The 18,113-nt window shown below is 60.7% G+C and carries 15 protein-coding genes; 12 read left to right on the forward strand and 3 right to left on the reverse strand.

What is annotated here, in order from left to right:
• Nucleotides 1-9: 9 nt before the first annotated feature.
• Both EPZ47_RS14135 and exaA read right to left on the reverse strand, forming a co-directional pair.
• Nucleotides 10-654, reverse strand: coding sequence for a pentapeptide repeat-containing protein (locus EPZ47_RS14135; protein WP_135845348.1), 645 nt, complete (start codon nt 652-654; stop codon nt 10-12).
• A 136-nt stretch (nt 655-790) separates the two neighbouring features.
• Complete coding sequence (exaA, locus tag EPZ47_RS14140) at nt 791-2,656, reverse strand: quinoprotein ethanol dehydrogenase (RefSeq protein WP_135845349.1); 1,866 nt, start codon at nt 2,654-2,656, stop codon at nt 791-793.
• A gap of 252 nt (nt 2,657-2,908) precedes the next feature.
• Between exaA and pedF the strand changes: the two genes are divergently transcribed.
• The 12 genes from pedF to mqo all read left to right on the forward strand — a co-directional run bounded on the left by pedF (nt 2,909) and on the right by mqo (nt 17,542).
• Complete coding sequence (pedF, locus tag EPZ47_RS14145; protein ID WP_135845350.1) at nt 2,909-3,370, forward strand: cytochrome c-550 PedF; 462 nt, start codon at nt 2,909-2,911, stop codon at nt 3,368-3,370.
• Nucleotides 3,371-3,375: 5 nt separating this feature from the next.
• On the forward strand, nt 3,376-4,251 hold the full coding sequence (locus tag EPZ47_RS14150) for a substrate-binding periplasmic protein (RefSeq protein WP_135845351.1): 876 nt from the start codon (nt 3,376-3,378) through the stop codon (nt 4,249-4,251).
• 10 nt (nt 4,252-4,261) lie between these two features.
• Nucleotides 4,262-5,020: a quinoprotein dehydrogenase-associated SoxYZ-like carrier gene (locus EPZ47_RS14155; RefSeq protein WP_135845352.1), complete on the forward strand. Its 759-nt coding sequence runs from the start codon at nt 4,262-4,264 to the stop codon at nt 5,018-5,020.
• 16 nt (nt 5,021-5,036) lie between these two features.
• The gene (locus EPZ47_RS14160) at nt 5,037-5,972 is read left to right on the forward strand and encodes a quinoprotein relay system zinc metallohydrolase 1 (RefSeq protein WP_135845353.1); all 936 of its coding nucleotides are present in this window, start codon (nt 5,037-5,039) and stop codon (nt 5,970-5,972) included.
• A 172-nt stretch (nt 5,973-6,144) separates the two neighbouring features.
• Complete coding sequence (locus EPZ47_RS14165) at nt 6,145-7,242, forward strand: RHS repeat-associated core domain-containing protein (RefSeq protein WP_135845354.1); 1,098 nt, start codon at nt 6,145-6,147, stop codon at nt 7,240-7,242.
• A gap of 399 nt (nt 7,243-7,641) precedes the next feature.
• A complete protein-coding gene (locus tag EPZ47_RS14170) occupies nt 7,642-9,417 on the forward strand; it encodes a PQQ-dependent methanol/ethanol family dehydrogenase (RefSeq protein WP_135845355.1) in 1,776 nt (591 codons plus the stop codon).
• A 267-nt stretch (nt 9,418-9,684) separates the two neighbouring features.
• Nucleotides 9,685-11,205, forward strand: coding sequence for an acetaldehyde dehydrogenase ExaC (exaC, locus tag EPZ47_RS14175; protein ID WP_135845356.1), 1,521 nt, complete (start codon nt 9,685-9,687; stop codon nt 11,203-11,205).
• A gap of 247 nt (nt 11,206-11,452) precedes the next feature.
• Nucleotides 11,453-11,524, forward strand: coding sequence for a pyrroloquinoline quinone precursor peptide PqqA (pqqA, locus tag EPZ47_RS14180; protein WP_003253598.1), 72 nt, complete (start codon nt 11,453-11,455; stop codon nt 11,522-11,524).
• A gap of 112 nt (nt 11,525-11,636) precedes the next feature.
• The gene (gene ercA, locus EPZ47_RS14185) at nt 11,637-12,800 is read left to right on the forward strand and encodes an alcohol dehydrogenase-like regulatory protein ErcA (protein WP_135845357.1); all 1,164 of its coding nucleotides are present in this window, start codon (nt 11,637-11,639) and stop codon (nt 12,798-12,800) included.
• Entirely contained in the window at nt 12,784-14,154 is a 1,371-nt protein-coding gene (locus EPZ47_RS14190) for a hybrid sensor histidine kinase/response regulator (RefSeq protein WP_135845358.1), read from the forward strand. Before ercA ends, EPZ47_RS14190 begins: the two co-directional genes overlap by 17 nt.
• 168 nt (nt 14,155-14,322) lie before the next feature.
• On the forward strand, nt 14,323-15,510 hold the full coding sequence (locus EPZ47_RS14195; RefSeq protein ID WP_406550172.1) for an acetyltransferase domain-containing protein: 1,188 nt from the start codon (nt 14,323-14,325) through the stop codon (nt 15,508-15,510).
• A gap of 388 nt (nt 15,511-15,898) precedes the next feature.
• Nucleotides 15,899-17,542, forward strand: a complete 1,644-nt coding sequence (gene mqo, locus EPZ47_RS14200) for a malate dehydrogenase (quinone) (protein ID WP_135845360.1) — start codon at nt 15,899-15,901, stop codon at nt 17,540-17,542.
• 54 nt (nt 17,543-17,596) lie between these two features.
• Here the strand turns inward: mqo and EPZ47_RS14205 are convergent, their stop codons facing one another.
• Entirely contained in the window at nt 17,597-18,058 is a 462-nt protein-coding gene (locus EPZ47_RS14205; RefSeq protein WP_135845361.1) for an Rrf2 family transcriptional regulator, read from the reverse strand.
• Between the last annotated feature and the right edge of the window lie 55 nt (nt 18,059-18,113).

The raw sequence follows: 18,113 nt of genomic DNA on the forward strand, positions 1-18,113 counted from the left end.
ATCAGGTCCTCACTGATCCCAGGATGTTGGGCATCCGGTACAGCCTTGCATATTCGCACCCTGGAAATTCCCATAGTGCTGGCGTGAACCGCTCAGATTGGCCTGTTCCAGGTTGCTTTCGCCGAGCTTGGCTTCCTGCAGGTTGGCGTCGCGCAGGTCGGCGCCCTTGAGGTCTGCCTTGCTCAGCCAGGCCATTTCCAGGTCGGCGGCCTGCAGGTTGGCATTGTGCAAACGAGCACCGGACAGGCGAGCGAACTGAAGGTACGCAGCGCTCAGGTCGGCCCGCTGGAACTGCGCGCCCTGGGCGAACAGGCCCCAACCCTGGATCGCCTTGAGCGTGGCGCCAGTGAAGTCTGCCAAGCGCAGATTGCTCTGTTGCAGGCTGGCACGGGTCAGGTTGGCGCTTTGCAGGCGGGCTTTTTCCAGATTGGCCAGGTCCAGCCGCGCGTGACGCAAGTCGGCATCGCGCAGGTCGGCACCGCTGAGGTTCATCTTGCGCAGGTCCTGGTTGGCCAGTTTTGCGCCGCGCAGGTCGGCGCCAGGGCATTGGCTGGATTCGGCGATGATGCAGCCGTTGATGGTCAGCGGTGTTTCGGTGTCGTCGGCGTTGGCATGGGCGATGATCGTGAGCAATACAAGCGGCAGATAGTTCATGGCAGGACACTCGGGCAGCTAATGTGGGGGCGAGCTTGCTCGCGATTGCGCCGGTTCAGCTGGCATTGATGTTGGCTGACAGCACGCTATCGCGAGCAAGCTCGCTCCCACAGGGGATTGTGTTTGGGCTCAGAGGCTATTTCTGCGCCGTTGCCTTATCCCAACTCGGAATCTTGAACACCCAGAACGAGCCGCCCTGGGCCACGGGTTTGGTCAGTTCGGCCATGTCGCCCCCCCACAACGGCACGGCGCCGCCGTAGCCGACGGTTACGCCGATGTACTGCTCACCGTCCTGTTCCCAGGTGATGGGCGGGGAGACGATGCCGCTGCCGGTCTGGAATTTCCACAGTTCCTGGCCGGTCTTGGCGTCGAAGGCCTTGAAGAAACCGTCGCCGGTGCCGGTGAACACCAGGTTGCCTTTGGTCGCCAGCACACCGGCCCAGAGCGGCAGCGGCTCCTTATGCTCCCAGACCACCTTGCCGGTGGTGGGGTTCATCGCCCGCAAGCTGCCGACGTGATCGTCGTACATGCGCTTGATGCGAAAGCCCATGCCCAGGTAGGCCGAGCCCTTCTTGTAGTTCACTTCTTCGGTCCAGTATTCCTCTTTCCACTGGTTGCCAGGGACGTAGAACAGCCCGGTATCCTGGCTGTAGGCCATGGGGTTCCAGTTCTTGCCGCCGAGAAATGGTGGCGAGACTTCCACCGGCTTGCCCTTGGTTTCACCCGGCAATGGCTTGGCCGGACGCTGACCGGGGTTTTCCACCGGGCGACCGGTCTTCAGGTCGATGTGGCTGGCCCAGGTGATGTTGTCGACGAAAGGGAAGGCGTTCTGCAGCTTGCCGTTGTTGCGGTCCACCACATAGAAGAAACCGTTGCGGTCCGCGTGGGCGGTGGCCTTGACCACCTTGCCGTCCTTGTCCTTGTAGTCGAACAGCACCAGCTCGTTGTTGCCGGAGAAGTCCCAGGCATCGTTAGGCGTGTGTTGGTAGAACCACTTCACTTCACCGGTGCTCGGATCGACGCCGACCTGGCCTGAGGTGTAGAGGCTGTCGTAATCGTGGGGGTTGCCGTCCTTGGCTGTGCGGGCCCAGGTGTTCCAAGGGCCTGGGTTGCCCGCGCCGACGATGATGGTGTTGGTCTCGGGGTCGAAACTGGCGCTCTGCCAAGGCGCGCCGCCGCCATGGCTCCAGGCTTCGACCTTGCCGGTCTCGGTGGTCTTGTCGTCAGGCCAGGACGGTGCCTTGACGTCCCCGGTCGGGGTGCTGTCCTTGCCATTGAGGCGGCCCATGTGGCCTTCGACGAAGGGGCGCATCCAGACTTCTTCACCAGTGTCCGGGTCGCGGGCGAACAACTGCCCGACCACCCCGAACTCGTCGCCGGAGCTGCCATGGATCAACAGCACCTTGCCGCTGGTCTTGTCCTTGATCAGCACCGGGGCGCCGGTCATGGTGTAGCCGCCGGCGTGGTCGCCGAACTTCTTGTTCCACACCACCTTGCCGGTGTTTTTATCCAGGGCGACCACGCGCGCGTCCAGAGTACCGAAGTAGATCTTGTCGCCGTAAATGGCCGCGCCACGATTGACCACGTCGCAGCATGGGCGAATGTTGTCCGGCAGGCGATGGCTGTAGGTCCACAAGCGTTTACCGGTCTTGGCGTCGAGGGCGAACACCCGCGAGTACGAGCCGGTGACGTACACCACGCCGTCGCTGACGATGGCTTGGGATTCCTGGCCACGCTGCTTCTCGTCGCCGAACGAGTAGGACCAGGCCGGTGTGAGCTTGAACACATTCTTGTCATTGACCTGGGCCAGCGGGCTCCAGCGCTGGGCGTTGGTGCCCATGCCGTATTGCAAGACATCCCGGGTGGTCAGGTGGTCGTTGGCGATGTCTTCCCAGCTGACTCCTGGCGCTGCGGCGTTGGCCAAGGGGCTCAGCGACAGGCTGCCGGCCAGCAGCAAGGCGATGGTCAGGGCGGAGAGGGCGGGTAGCGTTTTTATTGTCATGGTGGGCATTCCCAGTGAGGTTTTGGCCCGACTAGGTTGGGTTGCGCCGGGCCTGGCCGATACGGAAAAAGTCCCGCCCTTGCCGGGAAGACTTCCCGAACCGCCTGTCTTTGCGACCCGCGCCGGATGACCCGCTACCAAGGGAGTAGAGCGCGGCCACCAAAGCAGCATTCGGCTGGCGCCAGGGGGTTCCTAAGATGACGGCACGGCTTCTTCACAGAGGCCCTGCGTGCAATCTGAGAGGGCATAACAATGACAACAAAACGCAACGCCATCATCGCTACCGCACTGCTGATGGGGCTGGCCGGCTCGGGCTCCGTGTGGGCCCATGGCAACGTAGTGCCCCAGGCAGTGGAAACCAAGGGGCTGACCCCGATCAAGGACACCAACCTGCCGCTGGACGGCGACGGTTGGGCAGCCCAGAACCCCTATCGCAGTTCGCCCGAGCGTGACAAGGCCGTGGAAATCGGCGCCTCGGCCTACAACCAGAACTGCGCGGCGTGCCATGGTCTGGAGGCCAAGTCTGGTGGTATCGCGCCGGACCTGCGCATGCTCGACGCGGCTGAAGCCGGGGATGAATGGTTCGTCGAACGCGTGCGGCACGGTGCGGTGCGCGACGGTCGGGTGTACATGCCGAAAATGGCCGACTACCTGAGCCAGGAAGCCTTGTGGGCGGTGCGTACCTATCTCGACAGCGTGCACGTCGAGGAGTGAGCGCCATGCGCCTGTTCGCGTGGGTAATCTGCAGTCTGCTGCTGTGTGGCCAGGCGGTGCAGGCGCAGGTGCGCAGCTACGATCAGATGATCGCCGCCGGGGAGTTGAAGGTGGCGGTCTATAAGGATTTCGCGCCCTACAGTTTCGAAGATCACGGCCAGCCCAGGGGGGTGGACGTTGAATTGGCCCAAGCCTTGGCCAAGGCACTGGGTGTGCGCCTGCAATTGGTCTGGGCGCCACCCGGCGAGAAGCTTGACGATGACCTGCGCGATTACATCTGGCGCAGCAGTCCGTTGCACGACCGGCAGTTGGCCGACCTGATGATGCGTGTGCCTTACGATCACGACTACGTGCAAAAGCGCAATGACGTCGGCGAACTGGCAAACGCCCAGGTGGTGATGTTCGGGCCTTATCAGCAGGAATGCTGGCAGGTGGCGTATGACCGCCGCCGGCTGGATTCAGTGGGCAGCGTCGCAGTGTTCCAGCAACACCCCATTGGCGTTGAAGTCGACAGCGTACCGTCGTTCTACCTGAGTTCGGTATTCAACGGCATGCTCAGGACCAAGACCCACCATTACCCCGGTGTCAGCCAGGCTTTCAACGCCATGCAGGCGGGGGAAGTCGACGCAGTCATGGCCATGCGTGGGGAGATCGACTGGCAAGTGCACGAAGCTGCCGATCCGCAACTGGCGCTGGCGGAAAATGCCTACCCGAACATGGGCAAGCAACGTTGGGAAATCGGCATGGCGGTGCATGAAAGCAACCGGCAGTTGGCCTATGCGGTGGAAGAAGCCCTGGAAGGCTTGATCCGCGATGGCAGCGTCAAGACGGTCTATGCCCATTACGGCCTGCGTTACGAAGTGCCCGAGATGTATCAATAGGAGCGCAGGGATGAAATGGCCCGTGTGGTGCCTGCTGTGGTGCGGTCTGCCAATGGTTGCGTTGGCGGCCGTCGAGCCGGGCAAGGATCCGGTGCCCTCGGTAATGTGGGCCTTCTATCACAAGCAACTGCTGGGCGACGCGCCGTTCGTGTTCGACGAGCGGGTCCGGTTGCTGGCGCCACCCTTTGCTGAAGATGCGCGCCAGGTGCCGCTGGAAATCGATGCCCGGGCCTTCGCCGGTGACGTGGTGCGGGTGCTGGCCTGGGCCGAACTGAATCCGCTGCCGAAGATCGTGGATTTCCGGCCGGGGGATCGTGTGTTGCCCTGGTTGTCGATCCGCATCCGGATCGAGCAAGCCACGCCGTTGCGCGCCGCCGTGCAAACCCGTGACGGCCTGTGGCACGTCGGATCGACGCTGATCGACGCGGCAGGGGGCGGCTGTACCGCGTCGAGTGTGGTGCGCACTCAGCCAGGGTGGGAGGAACACTTGGGTGAGGTACTCGGCGCCCGTTACCCCCGGGGCGATACCAATCGCCTGCGCTTGCAGGTGGCCCATCCGATGGATAACGGCCTGGTGAGCGGGATCCCCGAATTTTTCCTCAACCAGGCCCAGTTACTGGATGCCGACGGCAAGGTGCTGGCGCATCTGGAGCTGTTTCCGGCGGTCAGCGAAAACCCCAACCTGGGCTTCGACATACAAGGCCCCGGGCAGACCCGCCTGTTGCTGCGCGACAACAGTGGCAACACGTTCGAGGCGGCGATCCCCTGACCACAAGGAGCGCGCCATGCGCTGGTTGTTGCTGATCTTCATGAGCCTGTGCTGGCCGACCTGGGCCGCGACGGACTATTCACTCAAGCCCCGGCAGATCGCCGAGGGCACCTGGCTGCTGGAAGGCAGCACTGAGAATTTTGCCAAGGCCAACGGCGGCAACATCGTCAACACCGCGTTCATCGTCACCGATGCCGGTGTGGTGGTGATCGACACCGGGCCCTCGAAGCGTTACGGCGAGGCGCTGCGCCAGGCCATCGCGGCGACCACGGATAAGCCGGTGATCCAGGTCATGCTGACCCATCACCACCCCGACCATGTGTTGGGCAACCAAGCCTTCAGCAATGTACCCATCGGCGCCTTGGCGGGCACCACCGACCTGCTGCGGCAACAGGGCGATGCACTGGCGGAAAACATGTACCGACTGGTGGGCGACTGGATGCGCGGCACCGAGGTGGTCTTGCCGACCCAGGTGCTGGTGCCTGGGACGCTGAAGGTGGGCAATCATTCGCTGCGTCTGCTGCAACTGGCCGGGCACACTGGCGCCGACCTGGCGATTCTCGATGAAACCACCGGCGTGCTGTTCGCCGGGGACCTGGTGTTCTACGAGCGAGCCCTGACCACCCCCAACAGCCCGGGCCTTGAGGTGTGGCTCAAAGACCTCGACACCCTGCAAGCCTTGCCCTGGAAGCAGATCGTCCCCGGCCACGGCCCGGTCGCGACCGATGCCCGGCCTTTCTTGCAGATGCGCGATTACCTGGGCTGGCTCGACCAACTGATGCGCGACGGCGCCGCCCGTGGCGACGACATGGCCGAGATGATCCGCAGCCCCATCCCCGAGCGCTTTGCCGGGATCAGCTTGAGCCGGTATGAGTTGATTCGAAGTGTCAGCCATCTCTATCCACGTTACGAGCGAGCGGGGATGAAGCGGGTGGACACCAAACCCGAATGATTCAAGCTGTCCCGTGGCGAGGGAGCTTGCTCCCGCTGGGCTGCGCAACTGCCTGAAGAATCCAAAAGCGCGGTGTTCCAATTCGTTCACCTAACAGTTCTGTTAGTGGTCGCCTGATGCAGTTACCGAATACCCTTCAATTGCACGTCAAAACTTACGAGGGTGTCATCCTATGCCTACCCAACACGAACCGTCGCTCTGTCGATACCATTACGACCCGCTCGACCGATTGATCGGCTGTACGTTGCTGGATGAGCCTGAATATCAGCATTTCTACTGTAAAAAACGCCTGACCACAGAGATTCGAGGCACGATAAAAAATTCAATATTCCAACACGATGACCAGCTACTCGCACAACAGCGTCACGGCGATAAGTTTGACGCTACGCTGCTGATAACCGATTGCCAGCGGTCGGTGTTGCACACGCACGGTGAGAACAGTCAGCGACAATCCATCGCCTATTCACCTTACGGCCATCGTTCCATTGATCGCGGTATAGCCAGTTTACTGGGATTCAACGGTGAGCGAGCGGACCCGGTGACCGGGCATTATTTATTAGGTAATGGGCGTCGGGCGTTCAGCCCGGTGTTGATGCGATTTAACAGTTCAGACAGTTTTAGTCCGTTTGGGGAAGGTGGGCTAAATGGGTATACATACTGCTTGGGTGACCCGATTAATAGAAGAGATCCTACAGGGAACACTCCACAGGCATTGTTAGGCTTGAAAAAAACTTACGTAGGTCAAAGTCTTTGGACAAAAGGAGGGGTCGCCAGTTCTGACGGATTCCGTGCGTTAAAAAGGATTAATGCTTTAGGTGAAAAGATTGAGAAGATTAAACTTGATGCTCAGAGGCAGATCTTCACAGCAGATAAGAATGTATTGGACGCGGGGGGCGACATCCAAAACACCACCACGCCAAAAACCGGAATCCGACTTGATAACCTTGCTTATAAGGTAGCGCGCCCTGAAACGCATCCGTTTTCTTCATTGACAGACAAATTTCCAAAACCTTATTTAGACCTCATGCAGCGCCAAGCGACCATCGATCAAGCTAACTACTATGATGTCTTTAAATATTTGGAGGGAGTGGTGTCGGATGAGGGTATGCATCTTGCGGGCGCCCTGGAAAGCAAAACTCTCAAATTCAACAAGGAAATAGTTGCCTCGTATAAACTTAGGTTGCGATTATTTTCATTAGAGGAGGTTTCTAAGTTGGTTGCAGAGCAAAATCGAATTCGCGACAAATACTTGACTTATTCGCCTCAATAATATCGCCCCCGGAAATAGTTGAATCCGTATCGAGCTAGACTGCAATCAGCCACATTTCAAGAGGTTGCTAAATTGGTGAAGGAGCGCAACCGAACTCGCGCAAAGTACTTGCGCGGTAGATAGAAAGACCTTAAGCAGACTACATTGGATGCCCAAGGAGTTGTGGTTTTTTACCGACGAGACCGCCGCACAAGCGTCAGGGTGCTCAAATAAGAGAGGCAGTTGCTCACTCCCTCGCCACGGGGCGTTGTGTAGGCCGACCAAGCCGCCTTTGACATGTACCAAGGAACTAGAAAACTCAACACAGCGGGCAATTGTTGCCGGCGGCCCCTGGCCCAAGAATCTGCGACAGACCGGGAAAATTTCCCGGGTATAACAATAACCGCAGAGGTAGCCGTCATGAGTCATCCCGCACGTCGCCAACCGTTCGCCGTGAGCCTGCTGCTCAGTGCCATGCTGCTGTCCGGTTCGGCTCTGGCCGCCGTGACCGATCAGGAAATTCTCCAGGATCCGAAAAACCCGCAACAGGTCGTGACCAACGGCCTGGGGGTTCAGGGCCAACGCTACAGCCCGCTCGATACCCTCAATGTCAATAACGTCAAGGACCTGCGCCCGGTCTGGGCGTTTTCCTTCGGCGGCGAAAAGCAGCGTGGCCAGCAAGCCCAGCCGATGATCAAGGACGGGGTGATGTACCTCACCGGTTCCTATTCCCGGGTGTTCGCGGTGGATGCGCGCACCGGCAAGAAGCTGTGGCAGTACGATGCGCGCCTGCCGGATGACATCCGCCCTTGCTGCGACGTGATCAACCGGGGCGTGGCGTTGTATGGCGACCTGGTGTTCTTCGGCACCCTCGATGCCAAGTTGGTGGCCCTGAACAAGGACACCGGCAAAGTGGTCTGGAGCAAGAAAGTCGCCGACCACAAGGAAGGTTATTCCATCAGTGCCGCGCCGATGGTCATCAACGGCAAGCTGATCACCGGGGTAGCCGGTGGCGAGTTTGGCGTAGTGGGGCAGATCAGCGCCTACGATCCGAAGAACGGCGAACTGCTCTGGACCCGCCCGACTGTTGAAGGTCACATGGGCTACGTCTACAAGGACGGCAAGGCCGTCGAGAATGGCATTTCCGGCGGCGAAGCCGGCAAGACCTGGCCCGGTGATCTCTGGAAAACCGGCGGCGCGGCACCTTGGCTGGGCGGTTACTACGATCCGGAAACCAATCTGCTGCTGTTCGGTACCGGTAACCCGGCGCCATGGAACTCCCACCTGCGTCCTGGCGACAACCTCTATTCCTCGTCGCGCCTGGCCCTGAACCCGGACGACGGCAGCATCAAATGGCACTTCCAGAGCACGCCTCACGACGGCTGGGACTATGACGGCGTCAACGAACTGATCTCGTTCAACTACAAGGAAGGTGGCAAAGACATCAAGGCCGCGGCCACCGCCGACCGCAACGGCTTCTTCTACGTGCTCGATCGCACCAACGGCAAGTTCATCCGCGGTTTCCCGTTTGTCGACAAGATCACCTGGGCCACTGGCCTGGATAAGGACGGCCGACCGATCTACAACGACGCCAGCCGTCCGGGTGCACCCGGCAGTGAAGCCAAGGGCAGTTCGGTGTTCGTCGCACCGGCCTTCCTCGGCGCAAAAAACTGGATGCCCATGGCTTACAACCAGGACACCGGGTTGTTCTACGTGCCATCCAATGAATGGGGCATGGACATCTGGAACGAAGGCATCGCCTACAAGAAAGGCGCGGCGTTCCTGGGGGCCGGTTTCACCATCAAGCCGCTGAACGAGGATTACATCGGCGTGCTGCGGGCCATCGATCCGAAGACGGGTAAGGAAGTCTGGCGCCACAAGAACTTCGCGCCACTGTGGGGCGGGGTGCTGACCACCAAGGGCAACCTGGTGTTCACCGGCACGCCTGAAGGTTTCCTGCAGGCCTTCAATGCCAAGACCGGGGAAAAAGTCTGGGAGTTCCAGACCGGTTCCGGCGTGCTCGGTTCGCCCATCACTTGGGAAATGGACGGCGAGCAATACGTCTCCGTGGTCTCTGGCTGGGGCGGCGCGGTGCCGTTGTGGGGTGGCGAAGTGGCCAAGCGCGTGAAGGACTTCAACCAGGGCGGGATGCTCTGGACCTTCAAGTTGCCGAAAGAGTTGGTGGCCAAGCGCTAGAAGCTTGTCGAAACCGTGGCGAGGGAGCTTGCTCCCGCTCGGCGGCGAAGCAGTCGCCGAAAGCGGGGAGTGCTACGCACTCCAGCGGGAGCAAGCTCCCTCGCCACAAGGGCTTGCGCTGGCCTTGAACTTGCGCCTATCGCTTGAAACCTACGACCAAATAACGAGAGCCCCCCTGCCAATGACGCATTCGTCCGGCATGCGCGGCTCTCTACCATCGGTCTATCGCCTGTCCCGCGACAGGCATCGACCAGGCAGAGGCCCATCATGATCTACGCACAACCCGGAACCCCAGGCGCCGTCGTTTCCTTCAAGCCGCGCTATGGCAATTTCATCGGCGGCGAATTCGTCGCACCGGTCAATGGCGAGTATTTCACCAACACATCCCCGGTCAACGGCGAAGTCATCGCCCAATTCCCGCGCTCCAGTGCCGCCGACATCGACAAGGCCCTGGATGCCGCCCATGCCGCCGCCGACGCCTGGGGCAAGACCTCGGCCCAGGACCGCTCCCTGGTACTGCTGAAAATCGCCGACCGTATCGAACAGAACCTGGAAATCCTTGCCGTCAGCGAAACCTGGGACAACGGCAAGGCCGTACGCGAAACCCTCAATGCCGACGTGCCGCTGTCGGCCGATCATTTCCGTTACTTCGCCGGTTGCATCCGCGCCCAAGAGGGCGGGGCCGCCGAGATCAACGAGCTGACCACGGCGTATCACTTCCATGAGCCGCTGGGCGTGGTCGGGCAGATCATCCCGTGGAACTTTCCGCTGCTGATGGCCGCTTGGAAGCTCGCCCCGGCCCTGGCCGCTGGCAACTGCATCGTGCTCAAACCAGCGGAGCAGACACCGCTGTCGATCACGGTGTTCATCGAGCTGATCGCCGACCTGCTGCCCGCCGGGGTGTTGAACATCGTCCATGGCTTCGGTCGCGAAGCCGGTGAAGCCCTGGCCACCAGTAAACGCATCGCCAAGATCGCCTTTACCGGCTCGACACCGATCGGTTCGCACATCATGAAATGTGCAGCCGAAAACATCATTCCGTCCACCGTCGAGTTGGGCGGCAAGTCGCCGAACATCTTCTTCGAAGACATCATGCAAGCCGAGCCGGCCTTCATTGAAAAAGCCGCCGAAGGCCTGGTGCTGGCATTCTTCAACCAGGGCGAAGTCTGCACCTGTCCGTCTCGGGCGTTGGTGCAGGAGTCGATCTACGAATCGTTCATGGCCGTGGTCATGAAGAAGATCGCCAAGATCAAGCGCGGCGACCCGCTGGACACTGAAACCATGGTCGGCGCCCAGGCCTCCGAGCAACAGTACGACAAGATTCTTTCGTACCTGGAGATTGCCCGGGAAGAGGGCGCCGAGCTGCTCACCGGCGGTGCGGCCGAGCGACTTGAGGGTGATTTGTCGGGCGGCTATTACATCCAGCCGACCCTGCTCAAGGGCCACAACAAAATGCGTGTGTTCCAGGAAGAAATCTTCGGCCCGGTGGTGGGCGTGACCACCTTCAAGGACGAAGCCGAAGCGCTGGCAATCGCCAACGATACCGAGTTCGGCCTTGGCGCCGGCCTCTGGACCCGCGACATCAACCGCGCCTACCGCATGGGCCGGGCGATCAAGGCCGGTCGCGTCTGGACCAACTGCTACCACCTGTACCCGGCCCATGCCGCGTTCGGTGGCTACAAGAAGTCCGGCGTCGGCCGCGAAACCCACAAGATGATGCTCGATCACTACCAGCAGACCAAGAACCTGCTGGTGAGCTATGACATCAATCCGCTGGGGTTCTTCTAACCCAGCAACACCGCAAAACCCAATGTGGGAGCGGGCTTGCTCGCGAAAGCGGCGGAACAGTCACTCGATCAGTGTCTGATCCACCGTCTTCGCGAGCAAGCCCGTTCCCACATTGTTGGATGTGTGCAGGCCAAACATTGCTACCAACGCACCCCACCCACCGCTTCGAAAGTAGCATTCGAGCCCTGGGCACGGCGTGCATTAATGACCTTGCCGGAATTGCCCGGTACAAGAAGAGGAAAGACCCATGTGGACTAAACCCGCGTTTACCGACCTGCGTATTGGCTTTGAAGTGACGATGTACTTCGCCAACCGATAAGGGCAGGCCCGGCCTGATGCGTTCAGGCCGGGCTCACCATTTGGTCTGATTGCAATCACGGTGGGATGCTTTAGGCTCAGGGGATCCCAAGACAATAAGAACAGGCTTACCGATGAGCCAGAGTCTCAGTCCGCTGCGCAAGTTCGTTTCCCCCGAAATCATGTTCGGTGCCGGTTGCCGGCACAATGTTGGCAATTACGCCAAGACGTTCGGCGCGCGCAAGGTGCTGATCGTCACCGATCCCGGCGTGATCGCTGCCGGATGGGTGGCCGATGTCGAGGCCAGCCTCCAGGCCCAGGCTATTGATTACTGTATCTACAGCGCGGTCTCGCCCAATCCCCGGGTCGAGGAAGTGATGCTGGGTGCGGACCTGTACCGGGAAAACCACTGCGACGTCATCGTTGCGGTGGGTGGCGGCAGTCCGATGGACTGCGGCAAGGCCATTGGCATCGTCGTCGCCCATGGTCGCAATATCCTCGAATTCGAAGGCGTGGACATGCTGTACATGCCCAGCCCGCCGCTGATCCTGATTCCCACCACGGCCGGGACTTCGGCCGACGTGTCGCAGTTCGTGATCATCTCCAACCAGCAAGAACGCATGAAATTCTCCATCGTCAGCAAGGCGGCGGTGCCGGACGTGTCGCTGATCGACCCGGAAACGACCCTGAGCATGGATCCGTTCCTGTCGGCCTGTACCGGCATCGACGCGCTGGTACACGCCATCGAGGCGTTCGTATCCACCGGTCACGGCCCGCTCACCGACCCCCATGCGCTGGAGGCGATGCGGCTGATCAATGGCAATCTGGTGCAGATGATCGCCAACCCGGCGGACGTCGCCCTGCGGGAAAAGATCATGCTCGGCAGCATGCAGGCCGGGTTGGCGTTCTCCAACGCGATCCTCGGCGCGGTGCATGCGATGTCCCACAGCCTGGGCGGCTTCCTGGATTTGCCCCATGGCTTGTGCAACGCGGTACTGGTGGAGCATGTGGTGGCGTTCAACTACAACTCGGCGCCGGAGCGTTTCAAGGTGATTGCCGAGACCCTGGGCATTGATTGCCGGGGGCTCAATCACCGGCAGATCCGCACCCGGTTGGTGGAGCATTTGATTGCCCTCAAGCACACCATCGGTTTCCACGAAACCCTGGGCCTGCACGGGGTGAGCACCTCGGATATCCCGTTCCTGTCGCAGCACGCGATGCACGATCCCTGCATCCTCACCAACCCTCGGGAGTCGAGTCAGCGGGATGTCGAGGTCGTTTATGGCGAAGCCCTCTGACGAGCAGCAAAAAGCCCTGGCCGGGCTGCTGGGGCTGGGCAATCACTCGACGCGCAAGAGCCATTATCCGGAACTGGCGGCGCGTCTCGATGAACTGGAGCAGGCGCGGCAGCACCTGCAACAACTCAACGACCAGTTGGAACAGCGAGTGGCCGAGCGCACCGACGCGCTGCTGGAGGCCAACCATAATCTGCAACAACAGATCGCCCAGCGCGAGTTGGTCGAGCAACAGTTGCGCGACGCCCGGGATGCCGCGCAGGCGGCCAACCGTAGCAAGGACAAATACCTGGCCGCCGCCAGCCACGACTTGCTGCAACCGCTCAACGCCGCACGCCTGCTGATCGCCACCTTGCGTGAGCGCACGCTGCCGACCTCCGAGCAGGTCCTGGTGGAGCGCACCCATCAGGCCCTTGAAGGCGCCGAAGACTTGCTCACTGATTTGCTGGATATCTCCCGGCTGGACCAGGCCGCCGTCAAGCCGGACCTGGCACCGTATCGACTGGATGAGTTGCTGGCGCCGCTGGCTTCCGAGTTCCAATCGGTGGCCAGTGCCGCGGGGCTGGAGTTGCGGGTGCGCTTTGGCGACGAAGCGATCATGACTGACCTGCGGCTGATGACTCGCATCCTGCGCAACCTGCTCAGCAATGCCTGCCGCTACACCGCCCAGGGCGGCATTCTCCTGGCTGCGCGGCGCCGGGGAGGGCGGTTGAGCCTGGAAGTCTGGGACACGGGGCGTGGCATTGCGGCCGATTGCCTGGAGTCGATATTCCTCGAGTTCAATCAATTGGACGTCGGGCGGGCCGCGGATCGCAAGGGTGTGGGCCTGGGATTGGCGATTGTCGAACGCATCGCCCATATCCTCGGTTACCGAGTCCAGGTGCGTTCCCGACCGGGACGTGGCTCGGTGTTCAGCATCGAGGTGCCGCTGTCTGCTGAAAAGCCCTTGCCTGTGCCGCAGATACCGGTACAGGCGGTCGCTGGCAACCCGCTGCCGGGACGCCGGTTGTTGGTGATCGACAATGAACTGAGCATTCTGCAAAGCATGGCTGCGCTGCTGGGGCAGTGGGGTTGCGACGTGTTGACCGCCACCGATGAAGCAGGCGCCCTGGATGTGCTGCAAGGCCGTGCGCCGGAGCTGATCCTGGCGGATTTCCACTTGGATCATGGGGTGGTGGGCTGTGAAGTGGTCAAGCACCTGCGCGAGCATTTCCATCAGGCCATCCCGGCGGTGATCATCACCGCCGACCGCAGTGACCAGTGCCGCCGCGCCCTGCGCAAACTGGATGCGCCGCTGCTGAACAAACCGGTCAAGCCCGGCAAGTTGCGGGCAGTGTTGAGCCAGTTGCTCGGGTAGCGACCCTGAAACTCATCCACCTGAACCCATCCAACCTGTGGGGGCGAGCCTGCTCGCGATAGTTGTTTCGTGTTATGTTATCCGATCTCGTTTGGCAGGGATTCTCATTCCTGGCCTTGCATGAACACGAACTCTCATCCGAGCATTTCCATGAGCCTATCTCCAAGCATGACGAGCCCGTCCGGCGTCATCGCGCCTGTACTTGCAACCCGCACTGCCGAAACCCATGTGCGCATGCTCGCCATCGATGCCCTGCGCGGTTTCGTCATGCTGCTGATGCTGGTTGATCACGTCCGCGAGACGTTCCTGCTGCACCGTCAGGTCAGCGATCCGATCGATGCGCTGAGTGTCACCCCCGATCTGTATTTCACCCGCCTGCTCAGCACGCTCTGCGCCCCGGTCTTCATCTTCCTCACCGGTTTGTCGGCCTGGCTCTACAGCCAGAAACACACTGCCGGCCAGACCTCGTTGTTCCTGCTCAAGCGCGGTCTGTTCCTGGTTTTCCTGGAACTCACCTTCGTGTGTTTCGCCTGGAACGCCGAGTTTCCGCCCAAGACCTTGTGGCTGCAGGTGATTTGGTGCATCGGCATCTGCATGATCGTCCTGGCGGCGCTGCTGCACCTCAAGCGCAGTTGGCTGGTCGTTCTTGGGCTAGCCATTGTTGCCGGGCACAATCTGTTGGACGGTGTAGTGCTGGGGCCTGACTCTCCGTTCTTCGTACCGTGGTCGATTCTTCATCAGCGGGCATTCATCGATATCACCGAGTTCACCCGGGCCCGCACCACTTATCCGGTACTGCCGTGGATCGGCGTGATCCTGCTGGGCTGGGCCATCGGCCCGTGGTTCGGCAAGGACGTGGAGCCCGCCGTACGCCTGCGGCGGCTGCTCAATATCGGCATCGGCTTGCTGCTGCTTTTCGTGTGCATCCGTTACCTGAACGTGTACGGCGACAAACCCTGGGTACAGACCGGCGATGCACTGCGCACCTTCATGAGTTTCATGAGCGCGACGAAGTACCCGCCGTCGCTGATGTTCCTGATGCCGACCCTGGGGATGGGCTTGATTCTGTTGGCGCTCTTCGAGAAAGCCCAGGCGCGGGGGGCCATTGCGATATTGGCGATCTACGGCGGTGCCCCGATGTTTTTCTACCTGCTGCACCTTTACGTACTCAAAGCCTTGTACCTGATGGCAGTTGTCATTTGGGGCACCAACCAGGGCGCCTATTTTGGGTTCGACCATTTGCCCATGGTGTGGTCATGGAGTGTGCTGCTGGGCGTCGCGCTGTTCTTCCCGACGCGCTGGTTTGCGGCTCTCAAACAGCGTCGTCGTGATATCGCGATTCTCAAGTATTTCTGAGCCAAGGGCCTGATGACCGACAGTGCTGACTGAATGTGGGGGCAGAGCCATTAAAATGCCGCCGTTTGGTCGGCGTTTTCGCCAGAAATGTAAAAAGACGCTTCGGTCTGTTTATTTCCTTATGTAAACTCCCCCCGCTGCGACAATCGGGCACGGCCTCGCCAGGCCCGATGGCAAACGTTTTGCAGTGTCCCTCACCCAGCTGAAGCCAAGACCTACAAGAAGTCAGTGCCGGAGAGACATAAATGTGCGGCCGATAATTGCTCGGCCCTGTAGGTCCATCCTCCGGTCCTTCCCGCCATAGCCCGCTGACATTTCAGGCCATGGCGTGGTCTATCATTGATCAGGACAGGTGGATGGAATGGCGTTCTATCCTAGGGATACACACATGTTGAAGAAAACACACACGGCGCTGCTGGGCCTGGCGATGGCGATGGGTCTTGCGACCACGCACGCCGCCGAGCCAAAAAAAGTGGATGTCTTGCTCATTGGTGGGGGCATCATGAGCTCGACACTCGGCGTCTGGCTCAATGAGCTGGAGCCGGGCTGGACCATGGAAATGGTCGAGCGTCTGGACGGTGTTGCCGAAGAGAGCTCCAACGGCTGGAACAACGCCGGTACCGGTCACTCTGCGCTGGCCGAGCTGAACTACACGCCGGAAGACAAGAACGGCAAGGTCGATATCTCCAAGGCCATCGAAATCAACGAAGCCTTCCAGATCTCCCGTCAGTTCTGGTCCTGGCAGGTCAAGAACGGTGTGCTGAAGAACCCGCGCTCGTTCATCAACTCCACACCGCACATGAGTTTCCTGTGGGGCGACGAGAACATCGCGTTCCTGAAGAAGCGCTACGAAGCCCTCCAGGCCAGCCCGTTGTTCGCCGGCATGCAGTACTCCGAAGATCGCGAGCAGATCAGCAAGTGGGTTCCGCTGATGATGCAAGGGCGTGACCCGAGCCAGAAAGTCGCGGCCACCTGGAGTCCCCTGGGCACCGACGTGAACTTCGGCGAAATCACCCGCCAGTTCGCGACTTACCTGCAAACCAAGCCGAACTTCTCCCTCAAGCTGTCCAGCGAAGTGGAAGACATCACCCGCAACGAAGACGGCACCTGGCGCGTTTCCTACAAGAACCTGAAGGACGGTACCGAAACCGAGACCGACGCCAAGTTCGTGTTCATCGGCGCTGGCGGCGGTGCCTTGCACCTGCTGCAGAAGTCCGACATTCCGGAAGCACGTGAGTACGCAGGTTTCCCGGTGGGCGGCTCGTTCCTGGTCACCGAAAACCCGACCGTTGCCCAGCTGCACCTGGCCAAGGCTTACGGCAAGGCCTCGGTTGGCGCACCGCCAATGTCGGTCCCGCACCTGGATACCCGCGTGCTGGATGGCAAGCGCGTGATCCTGTTTGGCCCGTTCGCTACCTTCTCCACCAAGTTCCTGAAGAACGGTTCGTACTTTGACCTGCTGACCAGCACCACCACCCACAACGTGTGGCCGATGACCAAGGTTGGTATCGAACAGTACCCACTGGTCGAGTACCTGGCCGGCCAGCTGATGCTGTCGGACGAAGACCGCTTCGCCGCTCTGAAAGAGTACTTCCCGGAAGCCAAGCAGGAAGACTGGCGTCTGTGGCAGGCCGGCCAGCGTGTGCAGATCATCAAGCGTGACGAAGAGAAGGGCGGCGTGCTGAAACTCGGCACCGAAGTGGTCGCTTCCCAGGACGGCAGCATCGCCGGCCTGCTGGGTGCTTCGCCAGGCGCCTCGACCGCTGCGCCGATCATGCTGACCGTGCTTGAGAAGGTCTTCAAGGACAAGGTCGCCAGCCCGGCCTGGCAGGAAAAACTGCGCCAGATCGTGCCGAGCTACGGCACTAAGCTCAACGAGAGCCCTGAGCGTGTAGCCCAAGAGTGGGCTTACACCAGCGAAGTCCTGCAACTGGACCCGCCGCCGGCGATCGGCAAGCCAGGCGTTCCCGCGGCACCGGCCAAACCGGCTGCTGCCCGTGAAGCCAACCCAGCGGCTGACATGGCGCTGTAAGCCGGACACTGTCTGGTGAGGTAAAAAGAACGCCGCTCATTGAGCGGCGTTTTTTTATCCGGTGCCGTTCTGGCGCATGTCGACCCTGGGCTCGCTCCGAAACCGCCGATCAAAATCCTCCGCCAACTGCGCCAGGGTAATACTGCCCAAACGCTTGAGCAGCAACGCTTGGGCCTCATCGAAGGCATCCGTCAACGCCGCATTGACCGCTTGCTCCACCAGGCATTGCGGGTGATCGGTGGACAGGCCGACGGCAAAGATCGACGTGCTGCCCAAGGCCTGGTGGATGTCGAGCAAGGTCATGTCCGACAGGGGCTTGCTCAAGGTCCAGCCGCCGCGATGACCTTTCTCCGAGGTGACGTAACCCTGTTCCTTGAGCAGCGCCATGGTCCGGCGCACCACCACCGGGTTGGTGCCCAGCATCTGCGCGAGGGTGTCGGAAGTGGCGGATTGTTGGTGGCGGTCCATGTGAATCAGCACATGAAGCATGCGGGACAGGCGTGTGTCAGTTCTCATGATGTTGGCGTGTTCTGTGGCTGAGGCTGGCGTGAGTATCGCCTGTAATTGCAAA

Source organism: Pseudomonas viciae (assembly GCF_004786035.1).
GTDB classification, from domain to species: Bacteria; Pseudomonadota; Gammaproteobacteria; order Pseudomonadales; family Pseudomonadaceae; genus Aquipseudomonas; species Aquipseudomonas viciae.